Here is a 17,623-nt window from a genome sequence, read left to right on the forward strand (position 1 = left end):
GCCCGTCCTAAAGTGCAGACGTTCGACTGCCGAAACCCCCTGGTCCGTCCGGGGGTTACGGCGTCGATTAGCTGCATTCCGTAACTGTTATCGGCAGCTTTCCGTCAACCGGCTCAGCCGGCCGCCACGTCGCACGCCTGTCCGCGCAGCGCGCGCGCCAGGTCGTCGCCCGCCTCGAGGACCAGCCGCCGCAGCGCGGGCGGGGCGTCCTCGTGGGAGCGGAGCCAGGCGTCGGTCGCGTCCAGCGTCTCCTGCGAGGCCTGGAGGGACGGGAACAGGCCCCTGACCACGTCCATGCCGATCTGGATGGACCGCTCGGCCCAGACCCGCCCGATCGCCTCGAAGTACTTCGAGGTGTAGGGGGCTGTCAGCTCCCGCTGCGACGGCTGGGCGAAGCCCGCGATCGTCGCCTCGACCAGCGCGTTGGACAGCGCGTCCGACTCGACGACCGCCGCCCACGCCTGCGCCTTGACGGCGGCCGAGGGCCTGGCCGCCAGGCAGCGCACCTGGTGCCGCTTGCCCGACGCGGTGTCGTCCCTGGCCAGTTCGGCGGTGAGGACGGCCTCGTCGGCGGCGCCGTGCGCGGCCAGCGGCTCCAGGAACGCCCAGCGCAGCTCCTGGTCGACATCGAGCCCGTCGATCTTCGCCGTGCCCTCCAGCAGCCCTTCGAGCAACTGGAGATCGGCCGCGTCCGAGGCGACCGACGCGAAGAAGCGGGCCCAGGTGAGCTGGTGCTGGCTGCCGGGCTCGGCGAGCCGCAGCTCACGCAGCGCGCCCTCGGCGAGCAGCCGCGCGCCCTCCGCCCGCCAGGCGGGGGCCGCGTAGTGGGTGAGCGCCGACTCGGCCCACGCGTGCAGCATCTGGAGCACGCCGATGTCGGACTCCCGGCCCGCGAAGCGCAGCACCAGGTCGACGAAGTCCCGCGCGGGCATCAGCGCGTCACGGGTGAGGCTCCACAGCGCCGACCAGCACAGGGCGCGGGCGAGCGGGTCGGTGAGGTCGCCGAGCCGGGCCCGCAGGGTGTCGAGCGAGCCCTCGTCGAAACGGATCTTGCAGTACGTGAGGTCGTCGTCGTTGACGAGGACCAGCTCGGGCGCGTCCGCGCCGACCAGTTCCCCGACGACCGTGCGCGGTCCGTCGACGTCGACCTCGGCGCGCGCGTACCGCACGAGCGAGCCGTCCGCGTCCTGGCGGCGGTAGAGCCCCACCGCCACGCGGTGCGGCCGCAGTTCGGGGTGCGACTCGGCGGCCTCCTGGAGGATCGCCAGCTCGGTGACGCGTCCCTCCGCGCTCAGGATGACCTGCGGGGTGAGGGAGTTGACGCCCGCGGTCTGCAGCCAGGAGCGCGACCAGGCGGCCATGTCGCGTCCACTGGTCTCCTCCAGCACCGACAGCAGGTCGCCGAGGCGGGTGTTCCCGTACGCGTTGCGCTTGAAGTAGCGGCGCGCGCCCTCCAGGAAGGCGTCCCGCCCGACGTACGCGACGAGCTGCTTGAGGACGGAGGCGCCCTTGGCGTACGTGATCCCGTCGAAGTTGAGCTTGGCGTCCTCCAGGTCGCGGATGTCGGCCGTGACCGGGTGCGTGGAGGGCAGCTGGTCGGCGCGGTACGCCCAGGCCTTGCGGTTGTTGGCGAAGGTGATCCAGCCGTCCGTGAAGCGGGTCGCCTCGACCATGGAGAAGGTCCCCATGAAGTCCGCGAAGGACTCCTTGAGCCACAGGTCGTCCCACCACACCATGGTCACCAGGTCGCCGAACCACATGTGCGCCATCTCGTGCAGGATGACGTTGGCGCGGCGCTCGTACGCCGCCTGCGTCACCTTGCCGCGGAAGATGAACTCCTCGCGGAAGGTCACACAGCCCGGGTTCTCCATCGCGCCGAGGTTGTACTCCGGCACGAACGCCTGGTCGTACTTCCCGAAGGGGTAGGGGAAGTCGAAGTGGTCGTGGAAGAAGTCGAGCCCCTGCTTGGTCACCCGGAAGACGTCGTCCGAGTCGAAGTGCCGGGCCAGGCCCTTGCGGCACAGCGCGCCGAGGGGGATCTCCAGCCGCGTCCCGTCCTCGAAGACCCGCTCGTAGGTGTCCGTCACGTAGTGGTACGGGCCGGCGACGACGGCCGTGATGTACGTGGAGATGGGCTTGGTCTCGGCGAACTCCCACACGCCGTCGGTGAGTTCGCCGACGCCGTTGCTCCACACGACCCAGCCCTCGGGTGCCCGCACGTCGAAGCGGTACGGAGCCTTGAGGTCGGGCTGCTCGAAGTTGGCGAAGACACGGCGGGAGTCGGCGGGCTCGTACTGCGTGTAGAGGTAGACCTCGCCGTCCTCCGGGTCGACGAAGCGGTGCATGCCCTCGCCGGTGCGGCTGTACGCGCACTGGGCGTCGACCACCAGCTCGTTGTCCTCGGCCAGGTCCTCCAGGAGGATGCGGGTGCCGTCGAAGACGGCGCCCGGGTCGAGGTCCCGGCCGTTCAGGGAGACCGCCGTGACGCTCGGGGCGATCAGGTCGGCGAAGCTGGTGGCGCCCGGTTCGGCGCTGCGGAAGCGGATCGTCGTCACCGACCGGAACGTCCGCGGCCCGGTGTCCGGTCCGCCGATCGCCGACCGCAGGTCCAGGGACACCTCGTATCCCTCCACGGACAGCAGTGCCGCCCGCTCGCGGGCCTCGTCGCGGGACAGATTCTCACCGGGCACGGGCGGCACTCCCTCGTCGTGTCTTGGGTTCGTGTGAACAGGACCGATCCTGCCATGTGCCCCTGACGGCGGACACCCGGGAATGGCACGGGTGACCGGTTGCGTTGCACCTGTGGAGACGTGCATCGAGGACCCTCGAATCGCCCCGACTAGGAGAGCCATGTCCGAGCAGACCCCCGTCAAGACCCCCGTCGATTTCTGGTTCGACCCGCTGTGCCCCTGGGCGTGGATGACCTCGCGGTGGGTCCTGGAGGTGGAGAAGGTCCGGGACATCGAGGTCCGGTGGCACCTCATGAGCCTCGCCGTGCTGAACGAGCCGAAGCTGGACGAGCTGCCCGAGGAGTACCGGGAGATGCTCTCCACCAAGGCGTGGGGTCCTGTCCGCGTCGTCATCGCGGCCCAGCAGGAGCACGGCCCCGAGGTGCTCGGTGACCTCTACACCGCGCTCGGCACGCGCATCCACAACCAGGGCGAGGGCCCCGAGAAGGCGGTGGTGGCCGCCGCCGTCAAGGAGGTCGGGCTCCCCGAGTCCCTCATGGACCACTGGGACAGCACCCCGTACGAGGCAGAGCTGCGCGCCTCCCACCAGGAGGGCATCGACAAGGTCGGACAGGACGTCGGCACCCCGGTGATCGCCGTACCGGGCGCCGACGGCAGCCAGGTGGCGTTCTTCGGGCCGGTCGTCACCCCGGCCCCCAAGGGCGAGGAGGCCGCCAAGCTGTGGGACGGCACGCTGCTCGTCGCCTCCGTGCCCGGCTTCTACGAGATCAAGCGCAGCCGTACCAAGGGTCCGGACTTCAGCAACCTCTAGCAGCGGCCCGCGGCTGCTGCCCGCGGCGGCGACCGCCTGCGAATGCGACTGCGACGGTGGTCGCCCACGGACACCTGGGCGGCGGCCGGTCAGTCGAACTCGGGCATCCGCAGCGGTGGGTCGAAGGGGTCGTCGTCCCAGGCGTAGCGGACGTTGCGGCACTCGCCCCTGGTGCACATCCAGTAGTCGTCGACGTACTTCTTGCCGGTGAGCTCCCGGAGCCAGCGGCGCTCGGGCTCCCCGGCGGGCGGTCGGTGGGCCTCGTAGGTGCGGCAGGTGAAACAGCGGAACACTCTTTCGTTCGCCATCGAGCCACCATGCACGGAAATCGCGGCCACCGACAGTGTCCGGGCCGCTGCCCGGCCCGTGTCGCCCCCCCGGCGCCGTCGGCCGCCCGGCGAAAGGGAAGGGGTCCCCGCGAGGCTCGGCCTCGCGGGGACCCCTTCCCGTTTCGGGGGCGCGAGGCCGTTCCGGAACGGGGAGCGGTCAGCGCGCGGCGCGGGCCCGCTGGCGCGCGTACCCGACGAGCGCGAGGACCAGCGTCATCGCGCCGGTCGAGTAGAGCTGCACCCGCGTGTCCGGCTCCCGCGCCATCAGGACGAGGATCGCGGCCATGCCCGCCAGCGCCACCCAGGTCAGTACGGGGAACGCCCACATCCGGACGGTCAGCCTCTCGGGCGACTCGCGCTCCAGGGCGCGCCGCAGCCGGAGCTGCGAGACCGCGATGAAGATCCAGACGACCAGGATCACGGCCCCGATCATGTTCAGCAGCCACGGGAAGACGTCGTCGGGCCGCCAGTGGCTGAGCAGGACGCAGCCGAAGCCGACCAGGCACGAGACCAGCACCGCGACCCGCGGCACACCCGCCGACACCTTCCCGAGGGACTTCGGGCCCTGGCCCCGCGCCACCAGCGAGTACGCGATGCGCGAGGAGCCGTAGATGTTGGCGTTCATGGCCGAGAGCAGGGCGACCAGCACGACGACGTCCATCAGCCGGGCGGCGCCCGGGATGCCGAGCCGGTCCAGGGCCGCGACGTACGGGCCCTGCTCGACGACCGCCTTCGAGTCCCACGGGACGAGGGTGACGACGACCGCCATCGAGCCGATGTAGAACAGCGCGATGCGCCACATCGCGGTGCGGACGGCGCGCGCGACACCGCGGACCGGGTCGGGCGACTCGGCCGCCGCGATGGTGACGGTCTCCAGTCCGCCGTACGCGAAGACCGAGGCGAGCAGGCCGATCACGAGCCCCTCGCCGCCGTTCGGCAGGAAGTCGCCCAGATGGGCCGTCCCGGGGGAGTCGGTGCCCGGCAGGACACCGGCGATCGCCAGCACGCCCAGCACCAGGAACAGCGTGATCGCGCCCACCTTCAGCGCGGCGAACCAGAACTCGAACTCGCCGAAGTTCTTCACCGCGGCGAGGTTCGCCACGCAGAACACGACCATGAACAGCGCGACCCAGGCCCACTCGGGCGTCCCGGGCAGCCAGCGGGTGACGATCTTCGCCGCGCCGATGCCCTCCAGTCCGACGGCCGTGCACAGCAGCACCCAGAACGACCAGCCGGCGGTGAAGCCCGCCCAGGGTCCGATCGCTCTCTCGGCGTGCGCGGAGAAGGAGCCGGAGGACGGATGGGCGGCCGACATCTCGCCGAGCATCCGCATCACCAGCATGACGAGCAGGCCGGACACGGCGTAGGCGACGACGATCGAGGGACCGGCCGCGGCGATGCCGGCGCCGGAGCCGACGAACAGGCCGGCGCCGATCACACCGCCGAGGGCGATCATGGACAGATGGCGCTGCTTGAGGCCGTGGGAGAGCGCGACGTCCGTGTCCTGGCCGCTGCCGGACGCGGTGTCGGGGGTGGTACGGGACATGAGGGGGGGGTGGTCCCTTGCGTGCGAGGGCAAAAACGCCCACAGTCTGGGCAGCCTCCCCAGTCGCGGGAGGAGGCCGCCCAGCATGCGGACGCGCACGATACGGAACGTAAGACTCCGGTCACCCCGGGAAGGGGTCAGGCCACCGTCGTGTAGTGCGAGGCGTCGCCCGCGATCGAGCGGCTCGCGGTACCCCCGATGCCCACCGGCACGTCGCCCGCCACCGTCACGCGGTGCAGCCGCCGGGGCAGCCCGTCGTAGTTGTCGATCGCGTAGTGCTGCGTGATCCGGTTGTCGAACAGGACGAGCTGGTTCGGGGACCAGCGGTGCCGCAGGACGTTCTCGGGGCGGGTGACGTACGCCTGGAGCAGGTCGAGGATCTTGCGCGACTCGCCCACAGACAGCCCCGCGACGCGCTGTGCGAAGCCGCCGATGAACAGCCCGCGCTCACCCGTCAGCGGGTGGACCCGGACGACCGGGTGGGCCGTGCGGTAGGTGATGGACGTGAACTGGGCCCGCTGGGAGGACAGTTGCTCGTCCACCTCCTCCTCCGGCACCGCGTAGTCGTAGTCGTTGGTGTGCTCGGCCCACAGGCTGTCCGCGAGCAGCCGCAGCGGCTCGGGGAGGCTGCGGTACGCGGCGGCCGAGTTGGCGATCAGCGTCTCGCCCCCGTACGGCGGCAGCGTGATGCTGCGCAGGGTGCTGGCCTGCGGCGGGTTGAGCACGAAGGTGACGTCGGTGTGCCAGTGGTTGGCGGCGCGCCCGCGCTCGCTGTCCACGGGCAGCACGTTCGCCGCGCCGTCGATCGCGGGCACGGTCGGATGGGCGGTGGTCAGCTCGCCGAAGTGACGGGCGAACGCCTGCTGGCCCTCGTCGTCGAGGTCGACGTCGTCGAAGACCAGCGCCTTGTGCTCGTTCAGGGCGGCGCGCAGCGCGCCCACGCTGTCGTCGTCCAGCGGCTTGGCGATGTCGACGCCGGACACCTGCGCGCCGATGTGCGCGGTGACCTTGCGGATCTGGAGGTCGGCCATGGGGAACGGTCCTTTCCGGGGGATTCTCGGACGGGGTCGGTTCTCGTACGGGTGCCTCAGGCGAGGGCGGAGGCGTACTGGTTGGCGGGGCGCGGCAGTCCGTACCGCTCCCGCAGGGTCTGCCGCGGTCCGTACTCCGTGCGGAACAGGCCGCGGGCGCGCAGGATCGGCACGACGTGGTCGACGAACCGTCCGAGACCGGACGGGAGCACGGCGGGCATGATGTTGAACCCGTCGGCCGCGCCCTGCCGGAACCACTCCTCGATCGTGTCGGCGACCTGCTCGGGGGTGCCGGCGAAGGTCAGGTGGCCGCGTCCGCCGCCGAGCCGCCCGATCAGCTCGCGGACGGTGAGCCGCTCGCGTTCGGCCAGTTCCACCACGAGCGCGTAGCGGCTCCTCGACCCCTCGACGGCGCTGTCCGGCGGCAGGTCCGCGGGGAGCCCGGCGTCGAGGTCGAGGGTGCCGGACGGGAGGTTCAGCAGGTGTTCGAGACGGTTCAGCCCGTGCTCGTACACGATGTGCTCCTCCAGCACGCGGGCGTCCCGCAGCGCCTCGGCCTCGGTGGAGCCGACGACCGGGACGATCCCGGGCAGCACCTTGATGTGGCCGGGGTCCCGGCCCTCGCGCGCCGTACGGGACTTGAGGTCGGCGTAGAAGTCCTGCGCGTCCCCGAGCGTCTGCTGGGCGGTGAAGACCGCCTCCGCGTACCGCGCGGCGAACCGCTTGCCGTTCTCCGAGGACCCGGCCTGCACGAGCAGCGGGTAACCCTGCGGGGAGCGCGGGACGTTGAGCGCCCCCTCGACGCTGAAGTACGGGCCGCGGTGCCGGGGCGGATGGAGCTTGCGGGCGTCGCCCCACACCCCGGCCGCCTTGTCCGCGACGATCAGGTCGTCCTCCCAGCTGTCCCAGAGCTTGAGTGCCACGTCCAGGAAGTCGGCCGCGCGCTCGTAGCGGGACGCGTGCACGGGCTCGGCGTCGAGGCCGAAGTTGCGGGCCGCCTCGCTGCCCGCGGTCGTGACGATGTTCCAGCCGGCCCGCCCACCGCTGACGTGGTCCAGCGAGGCGAGTCTGCGGGCCAGGTTGTAGGGGGAGTTGTACGACGTCGACGCCGTGGCGATCAGACCGATGTGCTCCGTGGCCGTGGCCAGCGCGGTGAGCAGGGTGAGGGGTTCCAGCACACCGGAGGGCCGCTGGCCGACGTCGCTGAACAGCACCGGGCCGTCGGCGAGGAACAGCGAGTCGAAGGTGCCGCGTTCGGCGATCCGGGCGAGCTCGCGGTAGTGCGCGAGGTCGACGCTCGCGTACGGGTCGCTCTCCGGCAGCCGCCAGGAGGCCTCGTGGTGGCCGGTGCTCATGAGGAAGGCGTTCAGATGGAGCAGGCGCTGTGTCACCGGGCCGCCTCCTGCCGGGCGTCCCGCTCGTCCCCGGCGCCGTGGTCCTCCGTGACGCCGAGCGCGGCCAGCAGGCGCTCCCGGTACTCGCCGAGCAGCGGGTCCCGGTACGAGCGCGGGTGCGGGCGGTCGATGGCCAGGTCGAGGCCGATGCGGCCCTCGTCCAGCACGAGCACCCGGTCGGCCAGCACGATCGCCTCGTCCACGTCGTGCGTGACGAGCAGGACGGACGGCCGGTGCCGTTCCCACAACTCCCGCAGGAGGGCGTGCATACGTATCCGGGTGAGCGCGTCCAGCGCCCCGAACGGCTCGTCGGCGAGCAGGAGTTCCGGCTCCCGGACGAGGGACCTGGCCAGCGCGGCACGCTGGGCCTCACCGCCGGACAGCTCGTTGGGCCAGGCCCGTTCACGGCCCGCCAGGCCCACCTCGGCGAGGGCGGCGCGACCGCGTGCCTCTGCCTCCTTGCCGTCCGTGCCGAGGAGCACGTTGTCCAGGACGCGGCGCCACGGCAGCAGCCGCGAGTCCTGGAAGACGACGGACACCCGGTCGGGAGCCGTCAGCCCGCCGCTTCCCGCGACCTCGTGGTCCAGCCCCGCGATGGCCCGCAGCAACGTGCTCTTGCCGGACCCGCTGTGCCCGAGCAGGGCCGTGAACTGGCCCGCCGGCAGGTCCAGATCGACCGCGTCGAGGACCGTACGCCCGTCGAACGACCGGGTCAGCCCCGTGAGCCGGACGGCCGGTGCGGGGGCCGTGGACGTCAGCTGCTCAGCGTGCGTCGCCATGACAGCACCCTCCGTTCGACGAGACGGACCGCGGTGTCGGAGGCCAGCCCGAAGATCCCGTAGATCAGCAGGCCGACGAGGATGACGTCCGTCTGGCCGTAGTTCTGGGCCTGGAACATCATGTAGCCGAGGCCGCTGGTGGCGTTGATCTGCTCCAGGACGACCAGGGAGAGCCAGGAGCCGGTCACCCCGAGCCGCAGCCCGACGAAGAAGCCGGGCAGGGCGCCGGGGATCACGATGCTGCGGATGAACGCCACCCTCGACAGGCCCTGGACCTCGGCGAGTTCGACGAAGCGGTGGTCGATGCCCGACAGCGCGGCGTGCAGGTTCAGATAGATCGGGATGTACACGACGATCGCGATGATCGCGATCTTGAAGGTCTCGCCTATGCCCAGCCACAGGATGAACAGCGGGATCAGGCCGAGCGTCGGGATCGCCCGGTTGAGCTGGACCGTCCCGTCGATCAGCGCCTCGCCGACCCGGCTGAGCCCGGCGGCGAGCGCGAGGACCACCCCGGCGGTCAGCCCGATGGTGAACCCGTAGCCGGCGCGTTCCAGGGAGGTCAGCACGTCGGTCGCGAGGGTGCCGTCCCCCCACAGCCGGCCGGCTGTGGCGACGACCGTCCAGGGCGCGGGGATCGCCCCGGGGTCGAGCTGCCCGGCGGCCGAGGCGAGGGCCCACAGGACGGCGACCAGGGTCGGCCCGACGAGGCGGGAGGCGGGCAGCCGCTTGCCCGGCGCGAGGCCGCGCCTGCGGCGCCGGGCGCTCCCGCGCGCGGGAGCCGGCGGTTCCTGCGCGGACGTGGTGACGGCGGGTGCCGCCGCGGTGGTGGTCATGGCGGTCACCTCCGGTACTCGGTCGGGACGGCCCGCGCGGCGAGGCCCTCGAAGCGGCGGTCGAAGAGGGCCCCGACCTTGAACGCCTTCACGAAGCCGCCCTCGGCGAGCAGATCGGCGGTCTCCTGCTCCCAGGCCACGGCCCGGTCCCAACTCGGCGGGAAGTACGGCTTGTTGGCCAGTGCCGTGATCGACCGGGCCTGGGGGAGGGTGAGGTTCTGCGTCTTGACGTAGAACTCCTCGTTCCAGCGGTCCGGGTGCTCGTACGCCCACACCTGGCCCTTGGCCCAGCGCGGGATGTACGCGGCCACGGCGGCGGCCTTCGCGCGGTCCGCCAGCACGGAGGCGGGCGCCCACAGCAGGTTGAGCAGGTCGACCACGTCGGTGGGGATGGTGCGGGCGCCCCGGGGGCCGTACTGCTTGAGGTAGGCCGGTGCCTGCTGGTTGGCGAGGGGCGCGACGTCCACCTGGCCGGCCTGGAGCGCGGTGAGGAACTGGTTGCTGGTCAGCGGCACGAGTTCCACGTCGTCGTAGGCCAGCCCGGCCTGCTTCAGGGCGCGCAGCAGCACGACGCCCTGGGCCTGCCCCTGGGAGAAGGCGAGCTTCCTGCCCTTGAAGTCCCCGGTCCTCCTGATGTCGCTGCCGGGCTTGGTGGCGAACAGGTAGTTGGGCTTGCGGGTGATGTTGATCGCGACGATCTTCGCGTCGAACCCCTGGTAGTACGCCTGGATCGGCGGGATGCCCGCGTTGTTGGCGAGGTCGAGCGACTTGGCGCGGAAGGCGTTGATGACGTCGGGCCCGGCGCCGATGTTGGCCCAGGAGGACACCTCGAACGGCAGGTCGGACAGACCGGCGAGCTTGAACTGCAGCTGCTGGACGCCCTGGTACGAGGCGATCTTGAGGCGGGTGCCGGCCGGGACCTTGCTCGCCAGGGGAGCGGAGGCGGACCCCTTGCTCCCGGAGTCGGCGGCGCTGCTGCCCGCGCAGCCGCTGAGCCCGGCGACGGCGGCGGCACCGAGCAGGGAGCCGAGGAACAGGCGCCGGTCGAGACCGTGCGGGGCGTAGGACGGTGGTGGCATGGGAGGACTCCCGGGTTCCAGGTGGGCAGGAGGCGGTGGTGCGCGCCGGGACGGCGGCTCCGGGCGGGCGTGACCGGAGCCACCGGGGTTCCGGGGCCCGGCGGGGCCGGATCGCCGGAGGACCCGCCGGGCCGCGGGGGACCGGACGGGACGACGGCACGCGGGAAGGGACGCACGCCCGTGGGGCGGCGGAGGAAGGGGTACGACCGGGCGCGCCCGGAGCGCGGACGGCCGGGAGGACCCGGCCGGGGACCGGGCCCGCGGCTCGGCGGCGGGCCCGGCGGCGGTCCGTGCTCCGGCGCGGGTGGCACCGGCATCCGGCGCGGCGGCCGTCAGAGGGCTGCCGCGCCGGCGCGCCGGTTCAGCCGCGCGGCGGTGTGCCGGGGCGCCGGAGCGTCAGCAACAACGTGTGCGTGCGACCCGCATGAGGTCGACGACACGGCACTTGGTGAGCGGAACCTGCACCCGCGAGCTGCTCATGGGGACGATGCTCCTGGCCTCGTACAACCGCTGTCAACATTCGGATTCTCTGAATTAAATCGGCCCCGGTGGCGGGCCCACCGACCCCGAGGACACGCTGAGCGGGTCCCGGTACAGCACGTCCAGGGCCACCGAACCGCCCGCCACGGCGAGCACGGAGTCCGGGAAGCTGGTGGGCACCACGGCGGCGGCCCGGTCCGCGCCGACCTCCTCCCGCAGGGCCGCGAGGCACTCCGCCCGGTGGACGGCGCCCACCTCCGTCACGACCACCGTGTCCGGGTTGAGCACGTCGAGCAGCAGCCCCGCCGCCCGTCCGACCATCCGGGCGCGGTGCAGCAGCAGCCCGGCGGCGACACGGTCGCCGGCCGCCGCCGCGGCGACGACGTGCATCGGGTTCGAGGTCCGCAGCACGCCGGCCTCCCGCGCCCGGCGGCACAGTGTCAGCTCGCTCAACTCCGCCTGGAGGCAGCCGGTCCGGCCGCAGGCGCACGGCTCGGTGCCGCCCGCGAGCGGCAGGTGCGCGATGGCCCCGGACTGCGAGCGGGGACCGTGGTGCACCTCGTCGTGCGTGGCGAACGCGGCGTCCACCACGTTGCCGACGAACAGGTGCAGCAGGCTGGCGCCGCCGCCGCCGCGGCCCGCCCGCCCGAACAACCGCTCCGCGTTGACCAGCGACCGCGCGTGGCCGTCCACATGGACCGGGAGCCCGGTGTGGGCGCGGATCGCCTCGCGCACCCCGACCTCGCGCCACCCCAGCAGCGGGTGCTCCACGACGGTCCCGGAGGCCCGGTCGACCCAGCCGCCCGCTGCGGCCCCCACCGAGAGCGGGACGCGGGCCGGGGCGTCCGCCAGGAGGGAGCGCAGCGCCGCGGCGGCGTTCGCCAGGACGCGGCCCGGTTCGGTGGCCCCGTCGTGGTCGAGCCGGCGCTCGGCGACCACACGGCCGCGCAGGTCCAGCAGCGCGACGGTGGTGTACGGCACCGCCACGTGGACACCGCCGACGACGAACCGGGAGTCGTCCAGGTCGACCGGTACGTGCGGCCGGCCGACCCCGTTCGACCGCCGGGGCCCGGGCGTCTCCCGGATCAGGCCGAGAGCGGTGAGCCGGGCGCAGTGCTCGGTGACCGACGCGGCGGAGAGCCCGGTCAGCCGGGCGATGGTGCTGCGGGCGACCGGCCCGCCGTCCAGCACCGACCGCAGCACGGCACTGGCACTGGTCCTGCGCCGGTCGCTGTCGACGGCCCGGCGCACGGGCGAGGGGGCCGGACCTGGACCCGGGCGGTACGGGGGGAGCGGGCGGGGTACGACGGAGGAGCGGGGCATGGAGGACTTCCTCGAGGGCTGGTCGCGACACGGTGCCGACGTCTGTCTCGTCTCGGCGAGCCGGATCCCCTCCGCCCGCCTCAGCGGTGGCGACAGGTGGCCGTGCCCTGGCGTCGCAGGTCGACATAGCGACGCGACGCGAAGTTCTCTGCCTGGGCGACCATGGGTCGAGGGTAGGCGGACGGGGCCCGGTCCGGCCAGGGGGCCGGGTGACACCGTCTCAGGGGTTTGGTGGGACCCCACAGTCGTGGCCCCTTCCCGCTCGGGAAGCACACCGCACGCCACCTGGGTGACCAGCATCACGTCCACGCGGGTGTACACGACACTCTTTGTGAAAGGTCCACTACGCACCCGCTCCCCGCTTTGTCGAGCGCTGACGGTGATCGGCGCGAGCGCCCTGGGATAGCGTCACGAGGTCCCCACTGCCCTCACCCGCCGGAGTCCCCATGACCACCGCCGTCGCCCCCGCCCGTCCGGGCCAGGTGCTCGCCGACCTGCTCCCCGCCTCCCGTGTCAGGGACGCCGTACTGGTGGCGGGCGGCGCCGCGCTCACCGGTGTCGCGGCCCAGATAGCGGTGCCCGTGCCGGGCTCCCCGGTCCCGGTGACGGGCCAGACCTTCGCCGCCCTCCTGGTCGGCACCGCGCTCGGCGCCCGCCGCGGCCTCCTGTCCCTCGCCGTGTACGCGGTCGTCGGCATGGCCGGCGTCCCGTGGTTCGCCGAGGGCGGCTCGGGTGCCTCGGCGCCGTCCTTCGGCTACATCCTCGGCATGCTGCTCGCCGCCACGGTCGTGGGCGCCCTCGCCCGCCGCGGCGCCGACCGCTCCGTGCTGCGCATGGCGGGCACGATGCTGCTGGGTGAGGCGATCATCTACGCGGTGGGCGTCCCGTACCTGGCGCTCGCCACCGGCATGACGGCGACCCAGGCGATCGCCGCCGGCCTCACCCCGTTCCTGCTGGGCGACGCGCTCAAGGCGGTGCTGGCCATGGGGCTGCTGCCCGCCGCCTGGAAGCTGGTCCACCGCGAGGGCTGACAGCCGCGCGCGGTGCACGCGCCGGAGGCCCGCCGGGGGAGTCGTCCACACCGACTCCGGCCCGGCGGGCCTCCCGTGCGTCCGGGGCCGTACGAGTCCTCCGTACGGGCCCCGGGCGCGGATCCCGGGTGCCGGGGGCGCCCGGCACCCGGACAGCGGCCGTGCGTCCCGCTACTCGCTCGGCCGGGGCTGCCGCCGGATCCACCACAGGCCCGCGACGCCGGCCGAGACGAGTGCCGCGCCCGCCGCGCCGAGCGGCACGATCCGGTCGGCGGGACCGGTCTTCGGCAGTTCGTCGCCGCCCGGGGTGACCGGGCTGTTGTCCGTGCCGAGCAGGAGCGGTGTGGCGGGGGCGTTCGGCGACGGGTCGTTCGCGCCGAACGGGACCGGGCCCTGCTGCCAGAACGTCTTCGCCCCGTCGGCGTCCTGGACGGGCAGGCAGATCTTTCCCTCCTTCTTCAGATCGAAGGTGGCGTCCACGGCGTACGACTTCGACTTGCCGGCCGCCAGATTGTCGATCGCACAGGCGAAACCGCTGTTCGATCCCTCGGGAAGGTCCTTCTCCGCGATTTCCGAGCAGCCCTCGACACTCTTGACCGAGAGGCCGTCGAAACCGACCACGAGCAGTCGGATTTTGCCGCTGTCCTCGGTTCCCCCGTTCTTCACCGTGGCGGTAATGGCCGTTTCCTTCGAGCTGTTGTCCACTTCGATCTTCTCGGGCAGCAGCGTCGTCAACTTCACGCCCGCCGGTGCCTCGTCGACGGCCTTTCCGCCCTTGCCGCTCATCGGCCCCTGGTCGTCCGCCGCCGCGGAGAAGGGAAGGATCATCACTGCCGCGAACGATGCGGTGAGCAGCGATCCCGCGATGGACGTCGTACGACGAGAACTCATGTTCGTCCCCCTTGTATCCCCCTGACTGCGCCTGAATTCGCAGTACTTGAAGAGGTACCACAAGATTTCTCCGCACTATGCTGGTGTGGCACGAAGTTGTGGCCAATGTGCTTCTTTGCGATTCTTCTGTGGCGCGTGGTGAAGGGGGGAACGGGGGTGCCGGGAATAACCAGGGGCGGTATTCCGGGATTGCTGGTGACGGGCCGCTACCGGCTGGCCGGGATCATCGGGCAGGGGGGAATGGGGCGGGTGTGGCGTGCCGTCGACGAAGTACTCGACAGGCCGGTCGCCGTCAAGGAAATGCGGATAGACGGAATGGACCAGGAGGACACCCGGACCCGGCGCGAGCGGACGCTGCGGGAGGCCAGGGCCACGGCGCGGATGGACCATCCCGGCATCGTGCGCGTGTACGACGTCGTCGACGAGGGCGAACGCCTCTGGATCGTCATGGAGTTGGTCGACGGGCGCTCCCTCGAAAGGGTCGTGGCGGAGGACGGGCCGCTGGGCCCGCGCGGCACGGCCCGGATCGGACTCGAACTGGTCGCCGCGCTCGGCCAGGTGCACGCGGGGGGCGTGCTGCACCGGGACATCAAGCCGGGCAACGTCCTGGTCGAGCGGCGGGCGGGCCGGGTCGTCCTCACCGACTTCGGCATCGCGGCGATCCGCGACGCCGAGGCCCTGACCATGGCCGGGATGCTGGTCGGCTCGCCGGACTACATGGCGCCCGAGCGGATCTCCGGCCGGCCGCAGGGGCCGCCCTCCGACCTGTGGTCCCTCGGTGCCACGCTCTGCGCGGCCCTCGGCGGCCGCTCCCCCTTCTCCCGTGCGACGACGTTCGCCACGCTGCACGCGGTGCTGTACGAGGAGCCCGTGATCCCGCCGGTGGCCGACGGGCTGCGGGAGGTCCTGGCCGCCCTGCTGGACAAGGACCCCGCCCGGCGGCCCGGCCTGGACGCCCTCGCCGAGGCCCTCGGGCCACTCGCACGGGGTGACACCGCGTCACGGGGTACGGCGGGCACGGCGGCCGCTACCGGGGACGCGGGGCCGGACGGCCGCGTAGGGGCCGCGCGGTCCTCGCGGCAGCCGCCGGACTCCGCACCCGGCGCCGGCCCGGACTCCGGTTCGCGGACCGCCACGGCGTGGAGCGCCGGTCCGGCGCCCGAGGCGGACCCGGAGCCGGACCCGGGGGCGGACGCCGACGCTCCGGACGCGGAGCCCGCGCGGCCCGCCGCGGCCGGGGCCGGGCGGGCTCCGGCCGGGGGCGCGGACGCTGCCGTGGCGGTGGCCCCGGACCCGGGCACGGGAGCCGGTTCTGCCCCCGCCCGGACCGAGGGCTCGGTGCCGCGTCCGGGGCCGGACCCGGAGCCGGTCCCGTCGCCCCGCCGACGCCCGGACCCGCCGCGCGAGGCGCGGGCCACGGACACGGACCCCGGCGCAGGCACGGACGCGCAGCCGTCCGCCGGACCGGTCGCGGAAGCCGTCGCCGGGGGTCCGTCCCCGGACGGACCCCCGGAACCGCCGGCGGTTCCGGCCGCAGGCCCCGAGCCCGGGACGGAACCGGCGGGGAGGCCCGGGACGGGACAGGCCGGGGGCGAGTGCGGTGGACCGGCAGACGGGCCCGGCGCCGCTTCGCCCGGCGAACCGGACGAGGAGCCCGCCACGGGCCGGACCCCGGCTCCCGCACAGGAACAGGAACAGGAACACGCACAGGCGCCGCCCGAGGACGCGGTTCCCGTACCGGCACAGGCACCGTCGGCCCCGCCCGGGCAGCCGGCCGCCGAGCCGGAGCCCCCGCGGGCCGCCGTGACGGATCGCGAGGACCCCCGCGCCCGTGTCGCGACCGGTGACGGGACCGGAGAGGCGGATGGCCGGGAGACCTCCGTGCCCGAGGAGCCGCCCCCGCCGGTGGAACGCCCGACCTCACGGCTGCGGACGGACTCCGTCCCGCGCCGCCGACCGGCGGCCCCCGACCCGCAGGAACCCGTGGCCGCGTCCCGCCCGGACGCCGCATCCGCCGACCCCGACCCCGACCCCGCCCCCGCGGCGAACGAGGAGGCCGCGTCCGCCGGGACGGTGGAGGACGCCGTACCGGTACGGCGTACGCCCACGCCGTGGCACCGGCCCGAGCCCGGGGAGACGCCTCCCGCGGCGGACCCGTCGACCGGGGCGGGCGACCCGGTCCGCACCACCGCGGCGTCGACCGCGTCGGAGTCCCCGGCGGAGGCGTTCCCGGAGACGTCGCCGGGCCCGTCAGCGGAGAGTCCCACCCGCGGACCGCTGACCGTGGCCTCCGCCGGAACCGCGCTCCCCGCACCCCCGGCGGCAGCCGGCAACGTGTCCTCCGAGTCCTCGCCCGAGGGCACCCCGGAGATCTCCTCGGCGGGCGCCGCACCCGGCACGGTGTACGCCCCCTCCGGCCCCGGAACGGACACCGGACCGGGGGCGGACCCGTGGACAGGGACGGACACCGGACCGGGAGCGGACCCGGGCACGAACGCCGGGGCGCGGCAGCCGGAGGCGACGGAACCCGTCCGGGCGGCAGGCGAGGCGGGACACGAACTGCCCACGCAGTCCCGGCCCCTCGCCCCGCCCCCGCCGGTGTCCCCGGACGAACCGCCGGGCCCCGGCGGCCCGTCCGGTCCGCGTCGGATCGGCGGCCGGGGCCGCAAGGCGCTGATGGCGGCCGCGGGAGTGGCCGTTGCCGGGCTGGTCGCGGCTCTCGTCGTCCCGGGCCTGGGCGGATCGCCGGAGGGGGACGACAAGGCCTCCGCCTCCTCGCCCGCCGCGTCCTCGGCCGCGAGCGGCGGCCCGTCCTCCGGCGGGGGCGGGGGCCCCTCCTCCTCGTCCCCGCCGGGGTCGCCGACGGTCGCGGGCACCGTGCGTCCGCCCACCCTGCCCGCGGGCTCCCGTACCGAGGCCGGGATGTACGCGTGGGTCCCGCCCAAGGGCTGGGAGCGCGCGGCGCAGAGCGGTGCCGAGGTGCACTACAGCTCGCCCGACCGCAAGCAGGAGGTCCTGGCCAACGCCTCACCGGCCCGCGGTGACCTGTTCGCGCAGTGGAAGAAGACCGAGGAGATCAGGAGCAAGGGCCTGAACTACCGGAGGATCCGTCTGGAGGAGACCACGTTCCGCGGTGGGCCCGCGGTGGTGTGGGAGTACACCGTGACGGCCAAGGGTCTGCCCTGGCACGCGTTGCTGCTCGGGTTCGACTCGGGAGGCCGGACCTACGAGATCACCACGTGGTACCGCCCCGAGGTGTCGGAGCGGGCCGTTCCGGTCTACGAGGAGGTCAAGGAAGGCTTCACCCCCCTGTGAGCGGTCACCCCGGGGCGGCCGCCCTCGCCGGAACCACGACGCCCCCGCGGAGGTCCCGCGGGGGCGTCCCGTGCTGTGGCGTTGCGGC

The 17,623-nt window shown here is 73.4% G+C and carries 13 protein-coding genes; 3 read left to right on the top strand and 10 right to left on the bottom strand.

Features of this window, described 5'->3' with window-relative positions; translation table 11 throughout:
• Positions 1–113: 113 nt before the first annotated feature.
• Positions 114–2,690, bottom strand: a complete 2,577-nt coding sequence (pepN, locus tag IE265_RS11080) for an aminopeptidase N (RefSeq protein WP_190035284.1) — start codon at positions 2,688–2,690, stop codon at positions 114–116.
• 160 nt (positions 2,691–2,850) lie between these two features.
• Between pepN and IE265_RS11085 the strand changes: the two genes are divergently transcribed.
• Positions 2,851–3,501, top strand: a complete 651-nt coding sequence (locus IE265_RS11085) for a DsbA family protein (protein ID WP_190035285.1) — start codon at positions 2,851–2,853, stop codon at positions 3,499–3,501.
• A gap of 89 nt (positions 3,502–3,590) precedes the next feature.
• Here the strand turns inward: IE265_RS11085 and IE265_RS11090 are convergent, their stop codons facing one another.
• From IE265_RS11090 to IE265_RS11125, 8 genes are all read right to left on the bottom strand, one after another.
• Entirely contained in the window at positions 3,591–3,809 is a 219-nt protein-coding gene (locus IE265_RS11090; protein WP_190035286.1) for a hypothetical protein, read from the bottom strand.
• Between the two features lie 178 nt (positions 3,810–3,987).
• Positions 3,988–5,376 carry an amino acid permease gene (locus IE265_RS11095; protein ID WP_190035287.1) on the bottom strand — a complete coding sequence of 463 codons (1,389 nt, stop codon included), beginning with the start codon at positions 5,374–5,376 and terminating at the stop codon, positions 3,988–3,990.
• Positions 5,377–5,513: 137 nt separating this feature from the next.
• Positions 5,514–6,407: a TauD/TfdA dioxygenase family protein gene (locus IE265_RS11100; protein WP_190035288.1), complete on the bottom strand. Its 894-nt coding sequence runs from the start codon at positions 6,405–6,407 to the stop codon at positions 5,514–5,516.
• 56 nt (positions 6,408–6,463) lie between these two features.
• Positions 6,464–7,798 carry an LLM class flavin-dependent oxidoreductase gene (locus tag IE265_RS11105; protein ID WP_190035289.1) on the bottom strand — a complete coding sequence of 445 codons (1,335 nt, stop codon included), beginning with the start codon at positions 7,796–7,798 and terminating at the stop codon, positions 6,464–6,466.
• Positions 7,795–8,580: an ABC transporter ATP-binding protein gene (locus IE265_RS11110; RefSeq protein WP_190035290.1), complete on the bottom strand. Its 786-nt coding sequence runs from the start codon at positions 8,578–8,580 to the stop codon at positions 7,795–7,797. Before IE265_RS11110 ends, IE265_RS11105 begins: the two co-directional genes overlap by 4 nt.
• The gene (locus IE265_RS11115) at positions 8,556–9,416 is read right to left on the bottom strand and encodes an ABC transporter permease (protein WP_190035291.1); all 861 of its coding nucleotides are present in this window, start codon (positions 9,414–9,416) and stop codon (positions 8,556–8,558) included. Before IE265_RS11115 ends, IE265_RS11110 begins: the two co-directional genes overlap by 25 nt.
• Before the next feature lie 5 nt (positions 9,417–9,421).
• Positions 9,422–10,495, bottom strand: coding sequence for an ABC transporter substrate-binding protein (locus tag IE265_RS11120; protein WP_190035292.1), 1,074 nt, complete (start codon positions 10,493–10,495; stop codon positions 9,422–9,424).
• Between the two features lie 534 nt (positions 10,496–11,029).
• Positions 11,030–12,298, bottom strand: coding sequence for an ROK family transcriptional regulator (locus IE265_RS11125; protein ID WP_190035293.1), 1,269 nt, complete (start codon positions 12,296–12,298; stop codon positions 11,030–11,032).
• A 446-nt stretch (positions 12,299–12,744) separates the two neighbouring features.
• Between IE265_RS11125 and IE265_RS11130 the strand changes: the two genes are divergently transcribed.
• Entirely contained in the window at positions 12,745–13,329 is a 585-nt protein-coding gene (locus IE265_RS11130; protein WP_190035294.1) for a biotin transporter BioY, read from the top strand.
• A gap of 171 nt (positions 13,330–13,500) precedes the next feature.
• Here IE265_RS11130 and IE265_RS11135 read toward each other — a convergent pair whose 3' ends face one another.
• Positions 13,501–14,220, bottom strand: a complete 720-nt coding sequence (locus IE265_RS11135; protein WP_190035295.1) for an LPXTG cell wall anchor domain-containing protein — start codon at positions 14,218–14,220, stop codon at positions 13,501–13,503.
• A gap of 195 nt (positions 14,221–14,415) precedes the next feature.
• Between IE265_RS11135 and IE265_RS38290 the strand changes: the two genes are divergently transcribed.
• Positions 14,416–17,535 (top strand): protein kinase domain-containing protein, encoded by a 3,120-nt coding sequence (locus IE265_RS38290; RefSeq protein ID WP_308434783.1) that lies wholly within the window; start codon positions 14,416–14,418, stop codon positions 17,533–17,535.
• The last annotated feature ends 88 nt before the right edge of the window (positions 17,536–17,623 follow it).

Origin of the sequence: Streptomyces fructofermentans (genome assembly GCF_014651055.1) — a bacterium.
Classification (GTDB): domain Bacteria; phylum Actinomycetota; class Actinomycetes; order Streptomycetales; family Streptomycetaceae; genus Streptomyces; species Streptomyces fructofermentans.